Source organism: Pseudarthrobacter sp. YAF2 (assembly GCF_052113345.1).
Classification (GTDB): Bacteria; Actinomycetota; Actinomycetes; order Actinomycetales; family Micrococcaceae; genus Arthrobacter.
The window spans coordinates 14,607-31,394 of sequence record NZ_JBFRDA010000009.1 but is presented as its reverse complement, the minus strand read 5'-3'; the positions used below and the strand labels follow the sequence as shown (position 1 = coordinate 31,394).

Genomic DNA, 16,788 nt, shown 5'->3' with positions numbered 1-16,788 from the left:
CTGCGGTTCAATGTCCGGTTCAGCGCCCAACCTACGGGGCGGAGCGCGTGCCCGAGTCCGTACTGGACCCCGTGGTGGGAACGAAATTCCAGTCGAAGGACCCGTCGCCGTGCAGCGTCAGCCGGAGGAACCCGTGGGTGTCGCTGAACCGCTTCTCGATGTACCTCGGGCTGCTGGTGAACGGGCGTAGGTCGACGCCTCCCGTGGAAACCTGGAACGCTGTCATCCCGTCCGCGACGCACTTGTCAGCGTTGTTCACAGGACAGGACCGTTCGTAGTTGTGCTGCGAGCCGGACAGGGTCAGCCGGACCCGGTGCTTCCACATCACGTCGATCCAGGGCTTCTGGGCAGCAGCCCTGGTGTGCTCCTCCGTGTCCGAAGTGAAGTACGGCTCGTGGTACGCCACCGCCAGGTGCTTGCCCGCCGCCTGGGCAGCGCCGAGGTCTCTGTCCAGCCACGCCGTTGTAGCCGCAGCCTGTGCCTTGTCGTACCGCCATTGCCCGGATGACAGGAACGCGAAGTGCCAGTTTCCAAAGTCCTTCGAGTACGGTTCCCCGCTCGGGAAAAACCGACGTTCCTGGTTGATCGCAGCCTTCTCCGGAGCCCCGGGGCACTGGCCGTTCATGAACTTCTCCAGGTCTTCGTTGCGGCCGGGTTCCCAGTCATGGTTGGGCCCGGCCACCCAGTACAACCTGGGCATGGTTCCGCCCCACAGACGGGCCCAGTAGTTCACGTAGTCGTCGCAATACCCGGTGCTGTACTGGAAGTCCCCGAGCCCCAGGAACGCGTTGATCCCGTTGTCTTCCACGAGCTTGGTGATCGCTGCACCGTTGCGGCCTGACGGGCTGTCAGGGTCAGTGTTGTCGGCCGGGTTCATGTCCCCCACCGCTGCGATGTGGACATCGGGCGCGGGAGCCGCGGGCTCCGGAGGTTTCGGAGGGCTGGTGCAAGCCGCGGTGGAGAGCGCCAGCAGGAACGCGGCAACGGCGGCCACGCGCCGGAGAGGTTTCTGACGAGGGAGTGCTGGCCACATCCCAACCTCTTTCCGTTGTGGGCTGGATGAAGAATGTCAGGAGCGTCGCCTAAAGTAAATGCCGACGACGTGACGCGCCGAACACGGGAACCGGAAGCTACCGGACCGGCCGGGTTTGCCCGTCAATGGCTTACCCGTTTCCCGCCACGGTGTGACTTTAGGCCCTGTGCGGCCAACCAGGAGCCAGAGAGTCTTCTTCAAGGAGATCAGTTGATCCCTGGACACCCAAGGCGCCACCCGGAAGGTCCTGAATCGTGGATTTCCCATTTTCCAGCAAGACATTTTCAGGCATTCTCATTGCGCTCCTGTTCTTCGACGCTGTGTCATCGTTCGCGGGCGCTGTCATGGCCATTTTCTTTAACGGAGCGGGCGTTCCGCTCGAAGTCCTTGCCGGAACGTGGTTTCAGTCCTCCTTCCTGGCCCTGGGCCTCATCCTGGGGATAATCCTCGGTGGTACGCATACGGTGGCCGCGATCGCGATGCTCACACAGCGCCGCTGGGCCCTGCTGGCCTCCGCCGTTGCGGGCTTTGCCATGCTCATCTGGAATTTCACCGAACTGGCCATCATCGGTTACTCCTGGCTGCAAAGCGTGTACTTCGGGTTCGGGGCATTGGAACTGATACTCGTGCTCGCGGTGCTTGGGATTGCGCCCGCAATAGTTTCGCCGCGGCAAGGACGGGCCGCACTTGTGGACGGAGCGTCATGAGCCGACACATGCCCAGTGAGGAACCGGGCACGGGGAACCGCGAAGGGCTGCCGTTGCTGTGGGCGGTACCGTCCTGGACAGCCGCTGTCCTTGGGTTGGCAGGCAGTGCCATCGGGCTCCTGGCTCCCGAACTGATCTATGGACGGGAAACCCCGGCCCTCTTCAACGCCGCGATTGCGCAGGACCTGGTTAACCTGTTCCTCGTTGCGCCGATGACGCTGCTCCTTGCCACCGTCGCGGCCCGGAGGCGGCATCCGTCGTCGTGGCTCTGCCTGAACGGCTTCCTGGCCTTCACCGCCTACAACTACGCAATCTACGCATTCTCCGTCCACTTCGGGCCGTTGTTCCTGCTCTGGGTGGCCGTGCTGGGACTGTCCGTCTTCGCCGCCGCCGGCAGCATGGCATCGATCCTCCGGCCGGACCCGAAAACACTGTCCGGTGGCCAGCAAGCGCGCTTCCCCGCCTGGACCCTGCTCGCGACGTCTGCCTTGTTTACCCTGTTGTGGCTAAATGAAATTGTTCCGGACCTGTTGGCCGGGAGGCCGTCGACGAGCGCGGCTTACTGGGACGTACCCACCAATCCTGTCCACGTTCTTGACTTGGCCCTTTTCCTGCCCGGGGTCTTTGCCAGCGGCATTCTCCTGCTTCGGCGCCGGCGGATCGGCTATGCGTCGGCTGTTGCCTCGCTGGTCTTCCTCGGAGTGACCTGCTTGCCCATCCTCGTCATTCCATTCGTCACGCAAGCGCGTGGCGAGGCAGCCGACTGGTTCATCCTCTTGCCGATCGGGCTCATCGCGGCCACCACCCTCGGAGCGCTGTGGCGGCTTCTCTTGGCCATGAGACCCGGCCCGGCCTTGACCGGCGTCATGACGGTGGAACCGGTGGCGTCGACCTAGCCCATGATCTGCCGGTTGACCCACCTCTCCACAGCGAGGTACCGGTATTGACTCGCATCTCCTTGAGGCTAGGCTGCTAATATCCTGCGCCTCCAGGCAAGCCAAGGGCCACATGAGGCGACATGTGAAGTCTGCATATCCTGTGCCCCTGAAGGGAGCTTCGTGTCGATAGCTGAAGCTCAGCGTGAGGTGCGCCGGGTTTATGCGGGTGGCTTCTATGGTCAGCTGGTTTCCGGGGTGGTTTGGCTGATCGCCGCCGCCGCGGCCACATGGATCTCTCCACCGGCTGGTGTCGGCGCCCTTTTCTTCGGCGGTATGCTGATCTTCCCGCTGACGACGCTCGTCATCCGACTCTCCGGACGGCCTTCATCATTGCCGGCAGGGCACCCGATGGCGGGATTGGCGATGCAGATAGCTTTCACGGTACCCATCGGCTTCGTCGTGGTCATAGCCATGCTCGGGGGCCGCAGTGAACTATTCTTCCCGGCGAGCATGGTCATCGTCGGCGCACACTACCTCCCCTTCGTCTTTCTCTACGGCATGCGCCTGTTCGCAGTCCTGGCGGCAGCGCTGACGGCAACAGGGGTTCTACTTCTGTTCGGGCGGCTCGCCGCGCCGTCCACCGTCGGCGGATGGTTTACCGGCGCCCTGCTCGTAGTTTTCGCTTTCCTGCTTCGCGCATCGGCCCGATCCCTGGAGAAGACAGCGTTAGATCAGGAGCGCTGACGCGGCGCCCGCATCGGGCCGTTTAGAGCGCGCGGCCGAGGCTTCGGCGCAGGAGCAAAGCACCCAGTACCAAGAGCGTTCCTGCCATGGCGGTGAGCATTCCTAGTTGGGGAAGAATGTCCAGCAACGATCCGTCGTGCCGTTGAATTGTGGCGAAGGCGTCATAGGCCCAGCGGTGCGGGGTGAAGCGGGAAGCGATTTGCATGCCGTCGGAAAAGAACTCGGGCGGCACCATGGAACCTCCCAGGCCGGCGAGGACGAGGCCCAGTCCTACGCCCAGGCCGGAGCCAGCGGCGTCGTTATCCATGACTGAACCAATGACCATTGCTGCCGCGGCAGCAACTGCACAGAAGAGCAGCAGTACCAGACCGCTAAGGAGGGGATTTCCCCAGTCGACGCCGAACAGCACGGCGGTGCCGAGCATGATGTATCCACCCTGGACCGCGGCGATGCCGAACCGGCCCAACGCCTCCCCCGCTATCGCTTGCCCGGTCGAGACAGGTGCCGCAAGGACGCGGGCAATGACCCCGAGGCGTCGGCCTTGGATCAGGGTTGCGGCACCGGTGAGGGAGCTCAGGAACACGAAAAGCAACAATTGCTGAGCGGCGCCGAGATCGAACTGGCCCAGACTGCGAAAATCCTGCGACACGTCATTGGTATCGACGATCTCCAACTGAGGGAGATCGAGGTGTTCTTTTGCCTGTCGCAGCGCCGCGGCCGCTGTATCGGCATCGATGCCGGCATTCTGCAGAACTGCGAGCTGCCGTTGTTGGGTGCTGACCGTCTGCACTGAGGCACGCACCAACTGCAGGGCTGCCTGGGCACCCGAGTGCGATGACGCGACCACTTCGAGGTCAGCCGGGTTACCGGCCTCGAAAGCGGCCGCCGCACCGTCACTGATGAAAATGCCAACGTCGGTCCGGCCCCTGCTGAGTTGTTCCCTGACCGATGCGGGGCTATCGTGCGTCACCTTGACTCCATCGGCCTGGAGCTGGCCGGTAATGCTCTTTTCAAGTTCAGTGGCGGCATCTCCCGCCACCGACACTCGAGCCTGCCCGCTGTTCGCGCCGAATTGGGAACCAAGCAACAGGATCAGCAGGAGCGGGAAGACGAATACGAAGAAAATGTTGGACCAGTCGCGCAGGAACCGGCGGACTTCAACACCTGCAATTGCCATGATGACGCTCATGCCTGGGTCCCCCGGTCCGGCACCAGCCGAGAAGCCAGTGTGCAAAGCGCCGCGAATCCCAGCATCGCGGCCATGGGAATTACGACGTCGGCTGGGCCGCCGCCACCGGCAGAGATGCCCAGGCCCCTGATGAACGCGGCCACCGGGTTCAGGTCCATGAAAGCTGCGATGGCGCCCGACGCTTCAATCGGGAAGAACGCTCCACCGGCTATACCGAGCACCATGGCGAGAATTGACTGGGCGATGTTCGCCTGCTCGGCTGTCCGCACCAGTCGGGCAACGATGAAGGTCATGCTGGTGGCCGCCGCCGAGATGCTCAGAACAAGCAGTCCCACCACGAAGGGTGAGCCGAAGGAGACGGCGAACAGCAACGTGCCAACCGTGAGCAGCACCGCTGTGGCGGACACGCCAAGGATAAATCCAACAAGTGCCTTGGCGATGATGATTGAGCCCGCGCGCACCGGCATTGATTTCAGGCGCGCCAACGTGCCCTGCTCGCGTTCCGCCAGCAGGCCGAGCACACCGAAGCCCACAGTAAAGAGGAGGAAAAGCCCCGACTGGCCTGCCACCAGTGTTCCTTTTAATGAGAGCTGTTCTGCAGATGCCTTCCCTTCGGACAGGGTCAGGGCGGGGGCGCCGGCAGCAGCCTGCTGGGCAACGGCAGCGATGGCATCGTGGGGAAGGCCGGCCGTCTCCGCGGCTGCCGCGGTGACCATTCCGGCTCCGAATTGATCAACGAGACCGTCCACCAGCGAGACCAGTACGCTCGTTTCCAGCCCGGCGTCGGCGCCCTCCACGAGTTGCACCGTGACAGCACGCCCTGAGGTCACGGCGCCGGTGAATCCTGCGGGGATGATGATGCCCAGGTCCGCTCCGCTGTCGCGGGTTTCCCGGATTACGTCAGCAGCGGGGACCTTCCTGATCGTCACGTCCATGATCTTCAACGACCCGACGGCGTCCAGGAGCGCGGCACCGAGCTGTCCGCTGTCGTCCACGCCGGCGATGACGGTGGCCGGCTTCAGGTCGGGACCGTCGGTACCGAGTCCACCGAAGGCTAGGTTCAGCACGCCCATGAGCGAGAGAGGAACCAGGAGAGAGAAAATGAAAACCGACCTGTCGCGAAGACGCTGTCTCAAATCATTTCCGACCATTGTCCAGATTCCGGTCATGTCAATCAATCCCTCAGGGCCTTGCCAGTCAGGTGGAGGAAAACGGATTCCAGATCCGGCCGGGTAATCTTCACGGACGTCAAAGCCATCCCCGCGCTCCCTGCCCCGGTGACGATGGCCGGCAGAAGACTCGGTCCGTCCAGGACAGTGAGTATCAAACCGCCCCCGCCGCCGTCGATATGCTGCACCCCGGGCACCTTCCTCAAGGCCGCCGCGGCAGCACTGGTGTTGCCGCTTCCGCGCAGATCAATGCGGTCCACGCCACCGGTGAGGCGGATTAGCTCATCCCTTGTCCCTTCCGCCTGGACTTGGCCCTCATCAATGATGGAGATACGGTCACACAGCCGCTCCGCCTCTTCCATGTAGTGAGTGGTGTACAGGACCGCCATCCCTTCGGTCCCGAGACGCTCCACCGACTCCAGGATCGAGTTCCGGGACTGCGGATCCACACCAACTGTCGGTTCATCCAGAATCAGCAAAGTGGGGCGGTGAAGCAGGCCGATCCCGATGTTCAGCCGGCGCTTCATGCCGCCCGAAAACTTCTTGGTCTGTTCGCTGGCGCGGTCAGTCAGTCCGATGAGTTCCAGCACCTCCGCGGTTCTTGCCCTGAGCTCCTTGCGCCGCAACCCCTGGAGGCTGCCGAAGAACCGCAGGTTCTCCCGGGCGGTCAAGTCCGGGTATATCGCCAATTCCTGGGGAACCAGACCGATATGTCCCTTGGGACCCGTGCTGGAGGGAGTCATGGCCTCTCCCAGAACCTTGACGGACCCGGCCTCGGAAGGGATCAGTCCAGCCACCATGGAAATAATGGTGGTCTTGCCCGCACCGTTTGGCCCAAGTAGCCCATAGATTTCTCCTGCCCGGATGCGAAAGGAGACCCCGTCGACGACCGTTTGGTCGCCATAGCGTTTGACCAGGGCGTTGACCGCGAGAACATCCTCAGTCCCGGTTCTAACGTCCGCCGTCGCCGCAGACTGCATGTCAGGCGCTTGCAACGGAGGAGGAACGCCGACCGGTATTGCCCCTGCCGGGGCGCACCAAAGGCACTTGCGATTCCCGGTCCGTGAAAAACTCAAATAACTGTGCCATGCGCTTGCTCCTTCGATATTGCCGCAGCCCCGGGAACGCCCTTCGCATCCCGGGCCGTGCCGTTCCCGCTGGTTCCAGTCAACGCCCCGTCCTGGGAGTGGACACAGAGGCCAAAGCCCCTCGGTGGCGTTGTTGCAGGGACTGGGCGACACCTCGGCGCTGGCACTGGCCAATGCGCTGGGTGCCGACGCCGTGGGCGATCCGTCCTCCCAGCCGGATTTGGCACACCTGGGTCACTATGTGGAGCGGGCATCTTTCCGCTCCGCGACGCGTACCTCAAAGCGGGGCATTTCGTGGCGGACCATCCACGCCCGGCAACTGCCCGGCATCGGGGCGATCAGCATCACCAGCGCCACGTTCATGGAACGCGCCCACGCCCTCTACCGGTCGCTGGGGTTCCGCCGCGCGCCGGAGCGGGACTGGCACGTTCCCGGCGAGGATGTCCTGCTGTGGTGTTCGCGCCGGAGCTCTAAGGTTGAGCCGCTTTCCCAAGCGCGCCCTCATTCCTCCGGAACAGGCTCCGCGCAATCAGGGCATGCGGCCCCGGAGGCCTTGATCTGCCAGGAGATCGGAGTGCCGGTGAATGATCCGCCAGACGCCCCCTTCGCGGCGATAGACGTGCGTCGTGCGCATCGTGTAGACGGCAGGGATGCCATCAACCACGGCGGTGCTGTGTTCAAACCCCACCGTGTAGGCCATGCTCCCGCTGGCACCCGTCGCGACGACCTCGAACTCAGAGCCGGTGGAGCCCGTGAACCGGAGGGCCTCCTGGCGGAACTTGGGTTCGAGGTCCGCCCAGCCCTTTCCAGAAATATGCGCGCCGAACAACGTCACCGGGTTCCGGTGCGACCACAGGGCGATGCGGGGTGCCACGTCGCCCTTATGCAGCGCCACGGTCATGTCACGCTGCCGCGGCAGGATCTCTGCCAGGAACGCTTCCGTTTGCTTGTGCATGGCCCGCTCACCGTCGCCCGCTCACGTACCCGTTGGGGCGCCGGGCAGCGGGACAGTGGGCTCGCCCGGCGGGAAGTCCGCGTGACGGTGCACAATCCGCCACTTGCCATCCTCCCGGCGGTAGACGTGGGTCACCCGCAGGGTGTACTGGCGCGGGGTGCCTTCGACGGTGGCGGAGGTGTGCTCGTACCCCACCGTATAGGCGAGGTCGCCGCTTGCTCCGGCGGCGATGATCTCGAGGTCGAAGGAGTCCGCATGCGTGAACCACGAGGCCACGCTGTGGAACATCGGCTCCACTTCGCCCCAGCCCGTGCCGCTGAGCCGCGCACCAAAGAGCGTCACAGGATCGTTCCGCGACCAAAGCGCGATGCGCGGAGCGACGTCACCACTGTGGATCGCGCCGTCCGCGGCCCGCTGCTTGGGAATCATCTCGGCCAGGAATGCATCCGTTTCGGTGGACATGACCAACTCCATTACAGTCGAACTGTTTTGAATACAGTTATAATGCATCTAATGGAACGCAAGATCAAGAGGCAGTACGATTCCCGTCGCCGCCAGGCGCAGGCGGCCGAAACGCGGCGGAACATCATCGCGGCCGCGAACGAGCTCTTCATTGCCCAGGGCTACGGCCAGACCACCATCAAGCAGGTGGCCGCACGGGCCGGCGTCTCCGTCGAGACCGTGTACGCAACCTTCGGCACCAAAGCAGCGCTGCTCAGGCACGTTTGGTACGTCGATTTCCGGGGGGATGAAGCGGACGTGGCGCTGTATGACCGCGCGGAGATGCAGTCCATCCTGGCGGAGCCGGACCTGTCGAACAGGATCCGCCGCCACGCTGTCTTCGTGACGGCGACCAACCGCCGCATCTTTCCGCTTCTCAATGCCCTTACCGGAGCTGCCGCGAGCGAGACCGACGCCGCCGCCATGCTCGCCGAGTGGGCGCAGCGGCGGCTGGATGTGGCCACCCGCTATGCACATGCCGCGGCCGCGACGGGGCAGCTCGGCGTCAGCGAAGAGGAGTGCAGGGACGTGCTGTTCGCGACCATGGACGCCACCCTCTGGTCCCAGCTCGTGGGTCAACGCGGCTGGAGCGACGAGAGGTTCTCGAACTGGCTCGCGGCAACCTGGATCGGTGCCCTCGTCCGGGCCGGGTAGCGGGCAGGGTCTCAGCTGGCCGGCATCATTAGCGGCGGTGACGCTCCCAAGGCGTGTTCGCCGTCGTCCTCTTCATTGAGAATGCGGAGAGGACGAGGCCTGTCAGAGCTCGCCCTGATGCGGAGTTCCGGCGGGCATCGGGGCCAGCCTGGTAACTTCCACCGGCTCCCGCAGGAGGCCCTCGAGGGAGGCGTCGAGCCGTGCGACGGCTTCACCTGCACCGTGGGCGTCGAGCAGTTCGGCCGAGTCCCATTTTTCGATCATGACGATCTGGCCGTTGGGGGCCTCGTGGATGGCGTAGAGCTGGCAGCCCGGCTCCTTGTGCACCTCGGCGATGGCGGGGGCAAGGGCGGCGGCAACGGCATCGAAGGCCCCGTCCCTGGGCGTGAAGACGGCGGTAACAATGACAGTCATGGTGTTCCTTATCTGGTTGGGGTGAGCACAAGTGGTGAGCAGCTGCTGCGCGGTACGAAGTCCGCTTTGACTTCGATGGTGCGCTGGCCGTCGGGCAACTTGCCCTGCATCCGCCCCAGCACCAGCTCCAGCGAGTGCAGCGCGAGCATGGCGATGGGCTGGCGGATGATGCTGAGCGGCGGGCTTGTCAGTTCAGTCCAGGGACTGTCGTCAAAGACAATGACCGAAAGGTCAGTGGGGATGCGGGTGCCTGTCTGGACCAGGCGCCGGACGGCGCTCTGGACCTGGGCGGTATTGGCAACGATGATTCCTGTGGGGCGGTCCGGCAGTGCCAGCAGGGACCCCACGGCGTCGCCCCCTCCGTCACCCCGGAACGGCACATCCCGGATCAGCTGCGGGTCAACCATGACGGAGCAGCTGTCATGGGCGGCCTGGTACCCCTGGATCCTGGATCTTCCCGTGGAGGTGCTGACCGGCCCGGTAATCAACCCGATCCGGGTGTGCCCCAGGCCGAGCATGTATTCGGTGGCGCGGCGGGCCGAGTCCACGTTTTCGATGCTCACCACGTCAACGTCCGCCAGCTCCGGGATGGTGCGGTCGACGAAGACAACGTTCACACCCAGGGATTGCAGCCGCGCCCACTTCTCAACGTTTGCTCCGGTGGGCGTGGCGATAACACCGCTCACGGACCGGTCCAGAAGTGTATCCAGGGAATCCGCTTCCAGGTGCGGGTCCTCCTGGGTGGTCATCACCACCACCTGCACTCCGTGGCCGCGCGCCTCCCAGACAATCCGGTCAGCCAACTGGGCGAAGAAAGGGTTGGCCAGGTCCGCAACCACCAGCCCGACGGTGGGGGCATGGCCCACGCTCAATTCACGGGCGGCGGCACGCGGCCGGTAACCGAGATCCTCGATGACCCGGAGGACCATGTCCCGCTTGGCCGGTGCAACAGGGCCCGACTCCGGGTTAAGGACCCGGGACACCACGGAAACCGACACGCCCGCAGCGGACGCGACATCGCGGATTGTTGGAGCCTTCTTCACTTCTCCTCCTCATTGAAGGTTCTATCCGATCGCCGGCATTAACGGCGTCGCCGTCATGGGAGGCGTCAAATAACGCGTTTTCCTTGTGACCGTTGACACAGCCTAGCACCCACTGGTACAAAAGTGGAACCGGTTCCACTCCGAACCCCGAATTCACATCCCGCGACAACGAAGTTGCCCCACCAGTGCGGTGGCGGTGCTTCCCGGACGCGGAAACGCCAATCAGAGAGATCCACCCATGAACCTTCACAAGCTCCTCAGCGACCGCGAGCAGCAGGGACGTCCCATTCGAGTGGGACTCATCGGCGCCGGCAGGTACGGCACCATGTACCTCGCCCAGGCCAACAACATCCCCGGGATCCATGTGGTGGCCATCGCGGACATCAACGTCAAGCGCGCCGAAGGAGCCTTCGAACTTGTCGGCTGGCCCAAGAACGAGATCGCGCCGGATATCGCCACCGCCCTTCGCGACCGCAGCACGGCGATCATTGCAAACGCCGACGAGCTGTTCGACGTCGACATCGACGTCATCGTCGAGGCGACCGGCAACCCCATCGTGGGGGTCAAGCACGCGCTGCGGGCCATCGACACCAAGAAACACATCATCATGGTCACCGTTGAAGCCGACGCCCTGGCCGGGCCGGCACTGGCCCGCCGCGCGGAAGCCGCCGGCGTGGTCTACTCCATGGCATACGGGGACCAGCCGGCCCTGATCATGGAACTGGTGGACTGGGCACGGACCAGCGGCTTCGACGTTGTCTGCGCCGGCAAGGGCGCCAAGTACCTCGAGCACTACCACGAGATGAACCCGGACAACGTCTGGGAAAACTGGGAATTCTCGAAGGAACTCACCGACTCCGGCCAGCTGAACCCGTACATGCACACCTCGTTCCGGGACGGCACCAAGGCATCGATCGAGATGGCCGCGGTCGCCAACGGCGCCGGGCTGGTCCCGTCAGATAACGGGCTGAGCTTCACCCCGGGCGACGTCGAGCAGATCGCCACGGTCTGCCGGCCAAGCGATGTGGGCGGTGCCCTCGCCCACGAAGGCAGCGTCGACGTCATGTCCAGCGTCAACCGGGACGGCAGCTGGATCAGCCACAACACGCAGGAAGGCGTCTTCGTGGTGGTGAAGGCGACCAACGGATATGTTTCCGGCTGCTTCACCGAGTACCCCTGGCACCCGGACCCCACCGGCCAGTACGCCGCACTGTACCGCCCCTACCACTACGTCGGCCTGGAACTTAACGTCTCCATCGCCAACGCAGCCCTCCGCGGCATTGCCACCGGCTCGCCCGTGGGCTTCTTCGGCGACGTTGTGGCCACGGCCAAGAAGGACCTCAAAGCCGGCGAGTTCCTCGACGGCGAAGGCGGCTACACCGTCTGGGGCAAGCTCGTTTCGGCCAGGCACTCCGTGGAAACCGGAGCGCTGCCGGTGGCGCTGGCCCACCACGTGGAACTGCGCAATGACATCGCCAAGGGCGCAATCGTGGGCTGGGACGACGTCATCATGGACGACTCCCTGGCCCAGGCTCTGGAACTGCGCCGGGAAACCGAAGCGCTCGTCACTGAATCCGCCCTCACCGCCTGACCTGCCCGCTTTGAACTGACTCCTTCCAACGAAGAAAGGCTTCACATGAACTCGAAATTCCGCGCCCTCACCGGAGCGCTGGCCTGCACCCTCGCCGCGTCACTCCTGGCGGGCTGCGCGTCGGGCGCTGCCGGCGGCACCGGTGGCGCAGCCCCGGCGAAGATCCAGCTCTCCATCCCCGATCCGATTGACTCGTCCGTCGGCGTTTCGGCCCAGCACTTTGCCGATCAGGTCAAGAAGACCTCCAACGGGTCGGTCCAGGTCACCGTGGTTCCCAACGGGACGAGCTTCAGCGGCGACCAGAACGCGGCAGTGACCCGCCTGCAGGGTGGTTCGCTGGACGCGCTGATCCTGTCAACGTCGGTGTACGCCTCCGTGGTGCCGGAGATGAACGGCATCAGCATTCCCTACCTGTTCAAGGACACCACCCAGGAGGCAGCTTTCCTCAATGGCAAGCCAGGCCAGGTCCTGAAGGACAAACTGGCCCAGAAGGATACCGTCGCGCTCAGTTTCCTGACCAGGACGGGCCGGGTGATCACCAACTCGGTGCGCCCCATCCAGCAGCCGTCTGACCTGAAGGGCATGAAGATCCGCGTCCCCGGCAACCCGCTGTGGACGGACTACTTCGGGTCGCTGGGTGCGAGCCCCACCACCATGGCGTTCTCCGAGGTCTTCACCGGCCTGCAGACCGGGACCATCAACGGGCAGGAAAACCCGATCGAGGTGCCGTGGACCAACAAGTTCTCCGAGGTGCAGAAATACGTGTCCCTGACCAACCACATCAATGACGCGTGGGTCCTGGCCCTGTCATCGAAGAAGTGGGGCACGCTCTCGGAAGACCAGAAGAAGGCCCTCACCGATGCCTCCGCCGAGACGGCCACGTTCAAGACCGGCTACGACGCGGAGCAGTCCAAGAAGCAGCTGGACGACCTGAAGGCCAAGGGAATGCAGGCCAACGAGCTCAGCGCCTCCGCGGTCGAGGAATTCAAGACCGCGGCGAAGGGCCTGTACCCGAAGTTCTCCGAGCTGATCGGCAAGGACTTCTTCGACCAGGCGATCGCCTTCACCTCCTCCAACTAACCGCAGCCGGGTGCCGGGGCGCACCGCCGCCCCGGCACCTGCACATCACATCCGCTCTCAACGTCGACAGTCTGGAAGAACATGAAACACACCATCCCTCCCGAGGAACTTGAAGAAGTCCTCCCCTCTGACGCGGAGGAGATCCTGCACCACGGCCACGTCCCGCCGCGCTGGAGCGGGGCCGTGTGGTTCGACAAGGTCCTCGAGGGCACCGTTGGCGCGGCGATCATCGCAGAGCTCCTGGTCATCCTGCTGAACATCATGGTCCGGCTGGTCACCGGCGATTCCGTGCTCTGGACCCAGGAAGTGTCGGAAATCGCGCTCCTGACCATCGCCTTCATCGGCGGCGCGATCGCCTACCCCAAGGGTGCGCACATGTCCGTCCAGGCCCTCATCATGCGGCTGCCGGCCACCTGGAAGCCCTACCTTGCGGCCCTCGTCGATTGCCTGGTCCTGGTCATGAGCGCGGGATCGTTTGCCCTCTACGTCCCCACCCTGGTGCAGCAGATCGAAGAGAAGACCCCCATCCTCCAGCTGCCCGTGTTCTGGGTGTCCCTTCCCTTCTCGGCCGGGATGATCCTGATCGCCTGGTTCGCCCTGGTCAAGCTGAAGCGGCAGGAGCGGCGGCCTGTTTTCGTGGCGGCCGGCATCACCGCGGTGCTGGTTGCCCTGGTGGTCCTCAGCCAGCCGCTCTTCTACTACGCGTCCCCCAACCTCCTCCTCGGCGTCGTCCTTGCGGTGCTGTTCATCCTGCTGTTCCTTGGCCTTCCCATCGCCTTCGTCCTGGCCCTGGCCTCCGGGATCTACCTCTACCTCGGCGGCATCTCCGACGTCAGTGCCATCCCCATCGGCATGGCCTCCGGCGCCAAGGGCTTCGTCCTGCTCGCCATCCCGTTCTTCATCCTCGCCGGGACGGTGATGAACTCCGCAGGGCTGACGCTTCCCCTGGCAAAACTCGTTGACGCACTCATCGGGCACCTGCGCGGTGGCCTGCTCCAGGTGGTCGTCGTGACGATGTACATCTTCTCCGGCATTTCCGGCTCCAAGGTGGCAGATGTTGCCGCCGTCGGCACCACCATGCGGAACATGCTTGAAGAACGCAAGTACCCCCGCGGTGAGGTGGTCGCGGTCCTGTCGGCCTCGGCCATCATGGGCGAGACCATCCCGCCGAGCATCGTCCTGCTGGTCCTTGGATCCATCACCACCATTTCCACCACCACCTTGTTCCTGGCAGGATTCCTGCCGGCAGCCTTCCTGGCCCTGGTGGTGATGGCGCTCGTGTTCGTCCGCGCCCGCAAACAGGGCGGCGTCGCCAGCCCCAAGGCAACGTGGCGGACCCGCGGATCAGCCACCTTCTTCGCGATTCCCACGCTGCTGCTTCCCGTGGGCATGGTGGCCGGGATCCTCAGCGGCTTCGCGACCCCCACCGAGGTGTCCTCCGTCGCCGTCGCGTACGCCTTCATCCTCGCCGCCGCCTACCGCCGCGGCAGCAAGCGGCTGCTGGGCGACACGCTCCGGGAAACCACCACGACGGCGGGCATGGTGCTGTTCATCATCGCCGCCGCCTCGCCCCTGGCGCAGACCCTCGCCCTCGCCGGCGTCTCCCAGCAGATCCACGACCTCATGTCGAGCCTGGGTGATTCGCCCGTCCTCTTCATGCTCTTCACCGTCGTGCTGCTCATCATCATGGGCCAGCTGCTCGAAGGCCTCCCTGCCGTCCTGATCTTCGCGCCCCTGCTGCTTCCGATCGCCACCAGCTTCGGCGTCAACCCGGTGCAGTACGCCATGGTGCTGATCATCTCGATGGGCATCGGCTCCTTCGCACCGCCGGCCGGCGTCGGCTTCTATGTAGCCTGCGCAACCGGGCACGAAACCGTCGAGAAGAGCCTCAAGCACTTCTGGCCCTACCTCATCGCCGTGTTCATCGGACTCCTCGTACTCGCGGCCGTGCCATGGTTCAGCACCTTCCTCCCCGCCCTCGCCGGCCTCATCCCCTTCTAGAGAACATGACCACCTTGACAGTTGAGCAACAGCAGCAGCCCGCCATCCACCGGTCCGTGGCCCTCCTGGGCACCGGACCGATGGGGGCGCCCATCGCACGGAACATCCTGGCCGCCGGCGTCCCGCTGGCCCTGTGGAACCGGACACCGGACAAGGCCCGGGCCATCGCGGGCGGCAGCGTTGCGGCCTCCCCTGCCGGCGCCGCCAGGGACATCGTCCTGACGGTCCTGCCGGACCTGCCGCAGGTCGAGGCCCTGTTGAAGGGCGACGACGGGCTGCTGGCCGGGTGGGAGCGCGCCGGCACCGAACAACCCATCCTCGTGATCCACGGGACGGTCTCGCCCGTGGCCGTTGCGGCGTTCGGTGAGGAGTGCCTGCGGAACTGGGGAGTGACGGTGGTTGACGCACCTCTTAGCGGCGGCACGATTGGCGCCGAGGAGGGCCGGCTCAGCATCATGGCCGGCGGTCCGCGGGATGCCTTCGAACGTTGCGCACCACTGTTCGGGCTGTACGGCGCCAAAGTGGCGTGGTTCGGGAAAACCGGAGCCGGATCAACCGTCAAAGCCTGCAACCAGATCGTGGTTGCCGCCACGGTGACCGCGCTGGCCGAGGCCATGGCCCTCGCAGACGCATCGGGCCTGGATTTGGCGAAGGTGCAGTCCGTCCTTGCCGGCGGCCTGGCCAACTCGGAGGTGCTGGCCCAGAAGGGACAGCGCTTCATCGACCAGGATTTCGACGGCGGCGGGTCGGCGAAGAACCAGCTGAAAGACCTCAACTTCATCGCCGAGGCTGCGGGGAATTCCGGCCTGAAACTTCCGTTGGCCGGCTGCCTGCAGAGCGTCTTCGAAAAGATGATCGCGGCAGGCGACGGCGACCTTGACCACACCGGGATCTACCGGACCATCGGCAGTTAGCTTTCCGCCTCCGGGGCAGTCACGTCGCTACGGGCCCTGGCTTTCATGAGTCCACGGAGGCGCAAATGCTACGATTGCTACGGAGGTTTCCCATGGCAACAATTCCCCACCGCGAGCTACGTAACCAGAGCAGCAAGATCCTGGAGCGGGTGAAAAATGGCGAAACCATCGACGTCACCAATAATGGTGAAATTGCCGCCACCCTCATCCCGCCCGCCGCCTCACCCTTCGAGCGCCTGCTCCTGTCCGGCAGCGTGCGGCCGGCATCGCAAAGCGCCGTCGACCTCCGGTTGCTCCAACGCGTGGCATCTGATGTTGGCACGGCAGAAATGATCACTGACCTCCGCGGCGACCGGTGATCGTCTACGTCGATACATCGGCTGCCCTGAAACTGGTGGTCGAGGAGCCGGAATCCGGTCTCACCGCAGAGTTCCTTTCGACAGCGGCGCAGCAGGGTGACCGACTTGTCGCCTCGATGCTCCTCCACACGGAACTGCACTGCGCCGCCAACCGCCGCGACTTGCCGCCGGACTTGGTCAACGCCGTTCTGGACGCAGTCAACCTGGTGGACCTGACGCGTGCAGACCTTCTGTACGCTGCCGCGCTCCCAGGAAAATTGCGCAGTGCCGATGCGATTCATCTTGCTGCGGCGATCAGGCTCGAAACGGATCTCCTTGTCGCTTTCGACAAGGAGATCCAGCGGGCAGCAACGCAAGCGGGGCTTCATACGATGGCCCCGGGCAGCTAAACAACAACCGCCCGGAAATCCCCTACTCCGCGACCTGGGAAACTCCAGCCCGCCGTCGACCGCCCGTGCTTCCCCCAAC

The 16,788-nt window shown here is 64.5% G+C and carries 18 protein-coding genes; 10 read left to right on the top strand and 8 right to left on the bottom strand.

Annotation, left to right across the window (positions count from 1 at the left end):
* Positions 1-31 precede the first annotated feature (31 nt).
* Positions 32-994 carry a hypothetical protein gene (locus AB4Y79_RS10665; RefSeq protein ID WP_441861271.1) on the bottom strand — a complete coding sequence of 321 codons (963 nt, stop codon included), beginning with the start codon at positions 992-994 and terminating at the stop codon, positions 32-34.
* Positions 995-1,287: 293 nt separating this feature from the next.
* Here AB4Y79_RS10665 and AB4Y79_RS10660 point away from each other — a divergent pair, with 293 nt between their 5' ends.
* The 3 genes from AB4Y79_RS10660 to AB4Y79_RS10650 all read left to right on the top strand — a co-directional run bounded on the left by AB4Y79_RS10660 (position 1,288) and on the right by AB4Y79_RS10650 (position 3,362).
* Positions 1,288-1,740 (top strand): hypothetical protein, encoded by a 453-nt coding sequence (locus AB4Y79_RS10660; protein WP_441861269.1) that lies wholly within the window; start codon positions 1,288-1,290, stop codon positions 1,738-1,740.
* On the top strand, positions 1,737-2,636 hold the full coding sequence (locus tag AB4Y79_RS10655) for a hypothetical protein (RefSeq protein ID WP_441861267.1): 900 nt from the start codon (positions 1,737-1,739) through the stop codon (positions 2,634-2,636). The genes AB4Y79_RS10660 and AB4Y79_RS10655 overlap by 4 nt, the downstream gene beginning before the upstream one ends.
* Before the next feature lie 162 nt (positions 2,637-2,798).
* Complete coding sequence (locus tag AB4Y79_RS10650) at positions 2,799-3,362, top strand: DUF7010 family protein (RefSeq protein WP_441861264.1); 564 nt, start codon at positions 2,799-2,801, stop codon at positions 3,360-3,362.
* A gap of 22 nt (positions 3,363-3,384) precedes the next feature.
* Here AB4Y79_RS10650 and AB4Y79_RS10645 read toward each other — a convergent pair whose 3' ends face one another.
* From AB4Y79_RS10645 to AB4Y79_RS10625, 5 genes are all read right to left on the bottom strand, one after another.
* Positions 3,385-4,551, bottom strand: coding sequence for an ABC transporter permease (locus tag AB4Y79_RS10645; RefSeq protein WP_441861261.1), 1,167 nt, complete (start codon positions 4,549-4,551; stop codon positions 3,385-3,387).
* A complete protein-coding gene (locus AB4Y79_RS10640; RefSeq protein ID WP_441861258.1) occupies positions 4,548-5,702 on the bottom strand; it encodes an ABC transporter permease in 1,155 nt (384 codons plus the stop codon). Before AB4Y79_RS10640 ends, AB4Y79_RS10645 begins: the two co-directional genes overlap by 4 nt.
* A 23-nt stretch (positions 5,703-5,725) precedes the next feature.
* Positions 5,726-6,700, bottom strand: coding sequence for an ABC transporter ATP-binding protein (locus AB4Y79_RS10635; protein WP_441861255.1), 975 nt, complete (start codon positions 6,698-6,700; stop codon positions 5,726-5,728).
* A gap of 637 nt (positions 6,701-7,337) precedes the next feature.
* Entirely contained in the window at positions 7,338-7,763 is a 426-nt protein-coding gene (locus AB4Y79_RS10630) for a nuclear transport factor 2 family protein (protein WP_441861252.1), read from the bottom strand.
* 21 nt (positions 7,764-7,784) lie between these two features.
* Positions 7,785-8,225, bottom strand: coding sequence for a nuclear transport factor 2 family protein (locus AB4Y79_RS10625; RefSeq protein WP_441861249.1), 441 nt, complete (start codon positions 8,223-8,225; stop codon positions 7,785-7,787).
* 51 nt (positions 8,226-8,276) lie between these two features.
* On the opposite strand from AB4Y79_RS10625, the gene AB4Y79_RS10620 reads away from it, so the two are divergent.
* Positions 8,277-8,918 (top strand): helix-turn-helix domain-containing protein, encoded by a 642-nt coding sequence (locus tag AB4Y79_RS10620; RefSeq protein WP_441861246.1) that lies wholly within the window; start codon positions 8,277-8,279, stop codon positions 8,916-8,918.
* Positions 8,919-9,020: 102 nt separating this feature from the next.
* On the opposite strand, the gene AB4Y79_RS10615 is transcribed toward AB4Y79_RS10620, so the two are convergent.
* Positions 9,021-9,332 carry a putative quinol monooxygenase gene (locus AB4Y79_RS10615; protein ID WP_441861243.1) on the bottom strand — a complete coding sequence of 104 codons (312 nt, stop codon included), beginning with the start codon at positions 9,330-9,332 and terminating at the stop codon, positions 9,021-9,023.
* 8 nt (positions 9,333-9,340) lie between these two features.
* Positions 9,341-10,375 carry a LacI family DNA-binding transcriptional regulator gene (locus tag AB4Y79_RS10610; protein ID WP_441861240.1) on the bottom strand — a complete coding sequence of 345 codons (1,035 nt, stop codon included), beginning with the start codon at positions 10,373-10,375 and terminating at the stop codon, positions 9,341-9,343.
* 238 nt (positions 10,376-10,613) lie between these two features.
* Between AB4Y79_RS10610 and AB4Y79_RS10605 the strand changes: the two genes are divergently transcribed.
* The 6 genes from AB4Y79_RS10605 (at position 10,614) to AB4Y79_RS10580 (ending at position 16,709) form a co-directional block, all read left to right on the top strand.
* Positions 10,614-11,966 (top strand): NAD(P)H-dependent oxidoreductase, encoded by a 1,353-nt coding sequence (locus tag AB4Y79_RS10605; protein WP_441861237.1) that lies wholly within the window; start codon positions 10,614-10,616, stop codon positions 11,964-11,966.
* Between the two features lie 45 nt (positions 11,967-12,011).
* The gene (locus AB4Y79_RS10600) at positions 12,012-13,046 is read left to right on the top strand and encodes a DctP family TRAP transporter solute-binding subunit (RefSeq protein WP_441861234.1); all 1,035 of its coding nucleotides are present in this window, start codon (positions 12,012-12,014) and stop codon (positions 13,044-13,046) included.
* Between the two features lie 81 nt (positions 13,047-13,127).
* Positions 13,128-15,047 (top strand): TRAP transporter large permease, encoded by a 1,920-nt coding sequence (locus AB4Y79_RS10595; protein WP_441861231.1) that lies wholly within the window; start codon positions 13,128-13,130, stop codon positions 15,045-15,047.
* A gap of 5 nt (positions 15,048-15,052) precedes the next feature.
* Positions 15,053-15,961 carry an NAD(P)-dependent oxidoreductase gene (locus AB4Y79_RS10590; protein WP_441861228.1) on the top strand — a complete coding sequence of 303 codons (909 nt, stop codon included), beginning with the start codon at positions 15,053-15,055 and terminating at the stop codon, positions 15,959-15,961.
* 92 nt (positions 15,962-16,053) lie between these two features.
* The gene (locus AB4Y79_RS10585; RefSeq protein WP_441861225.1) at positions 16,054-16,320 is read left to right on the top strand and encodes a type II toxin-antitoxin system Phd/YefM family antitoxin; all 267 of its coding nucleotides are present in this window, start codon (positions 16,054-16,056) and stop codon (positions 16,318-16,320) included.
* Positions 16,317-16,709 (top strand): type II toxin-antitoxin system VapC family toxin, encoded by a 393-nt coding sequence (locus AB4Y79_RS10580; RefSeq protein WP_441861222.1) that lies wholly within the window; start codon positions 16,317-16,319, stop codon positions 16,707-16,709. The genes AB4Y79_RS10585 and AB4Y79_RS10580 overlap by 4 nt, the downstream gene beginning before the upstream one ends.
* Positions 16,710-16,788: the final 79 nt, after the last annotated feature.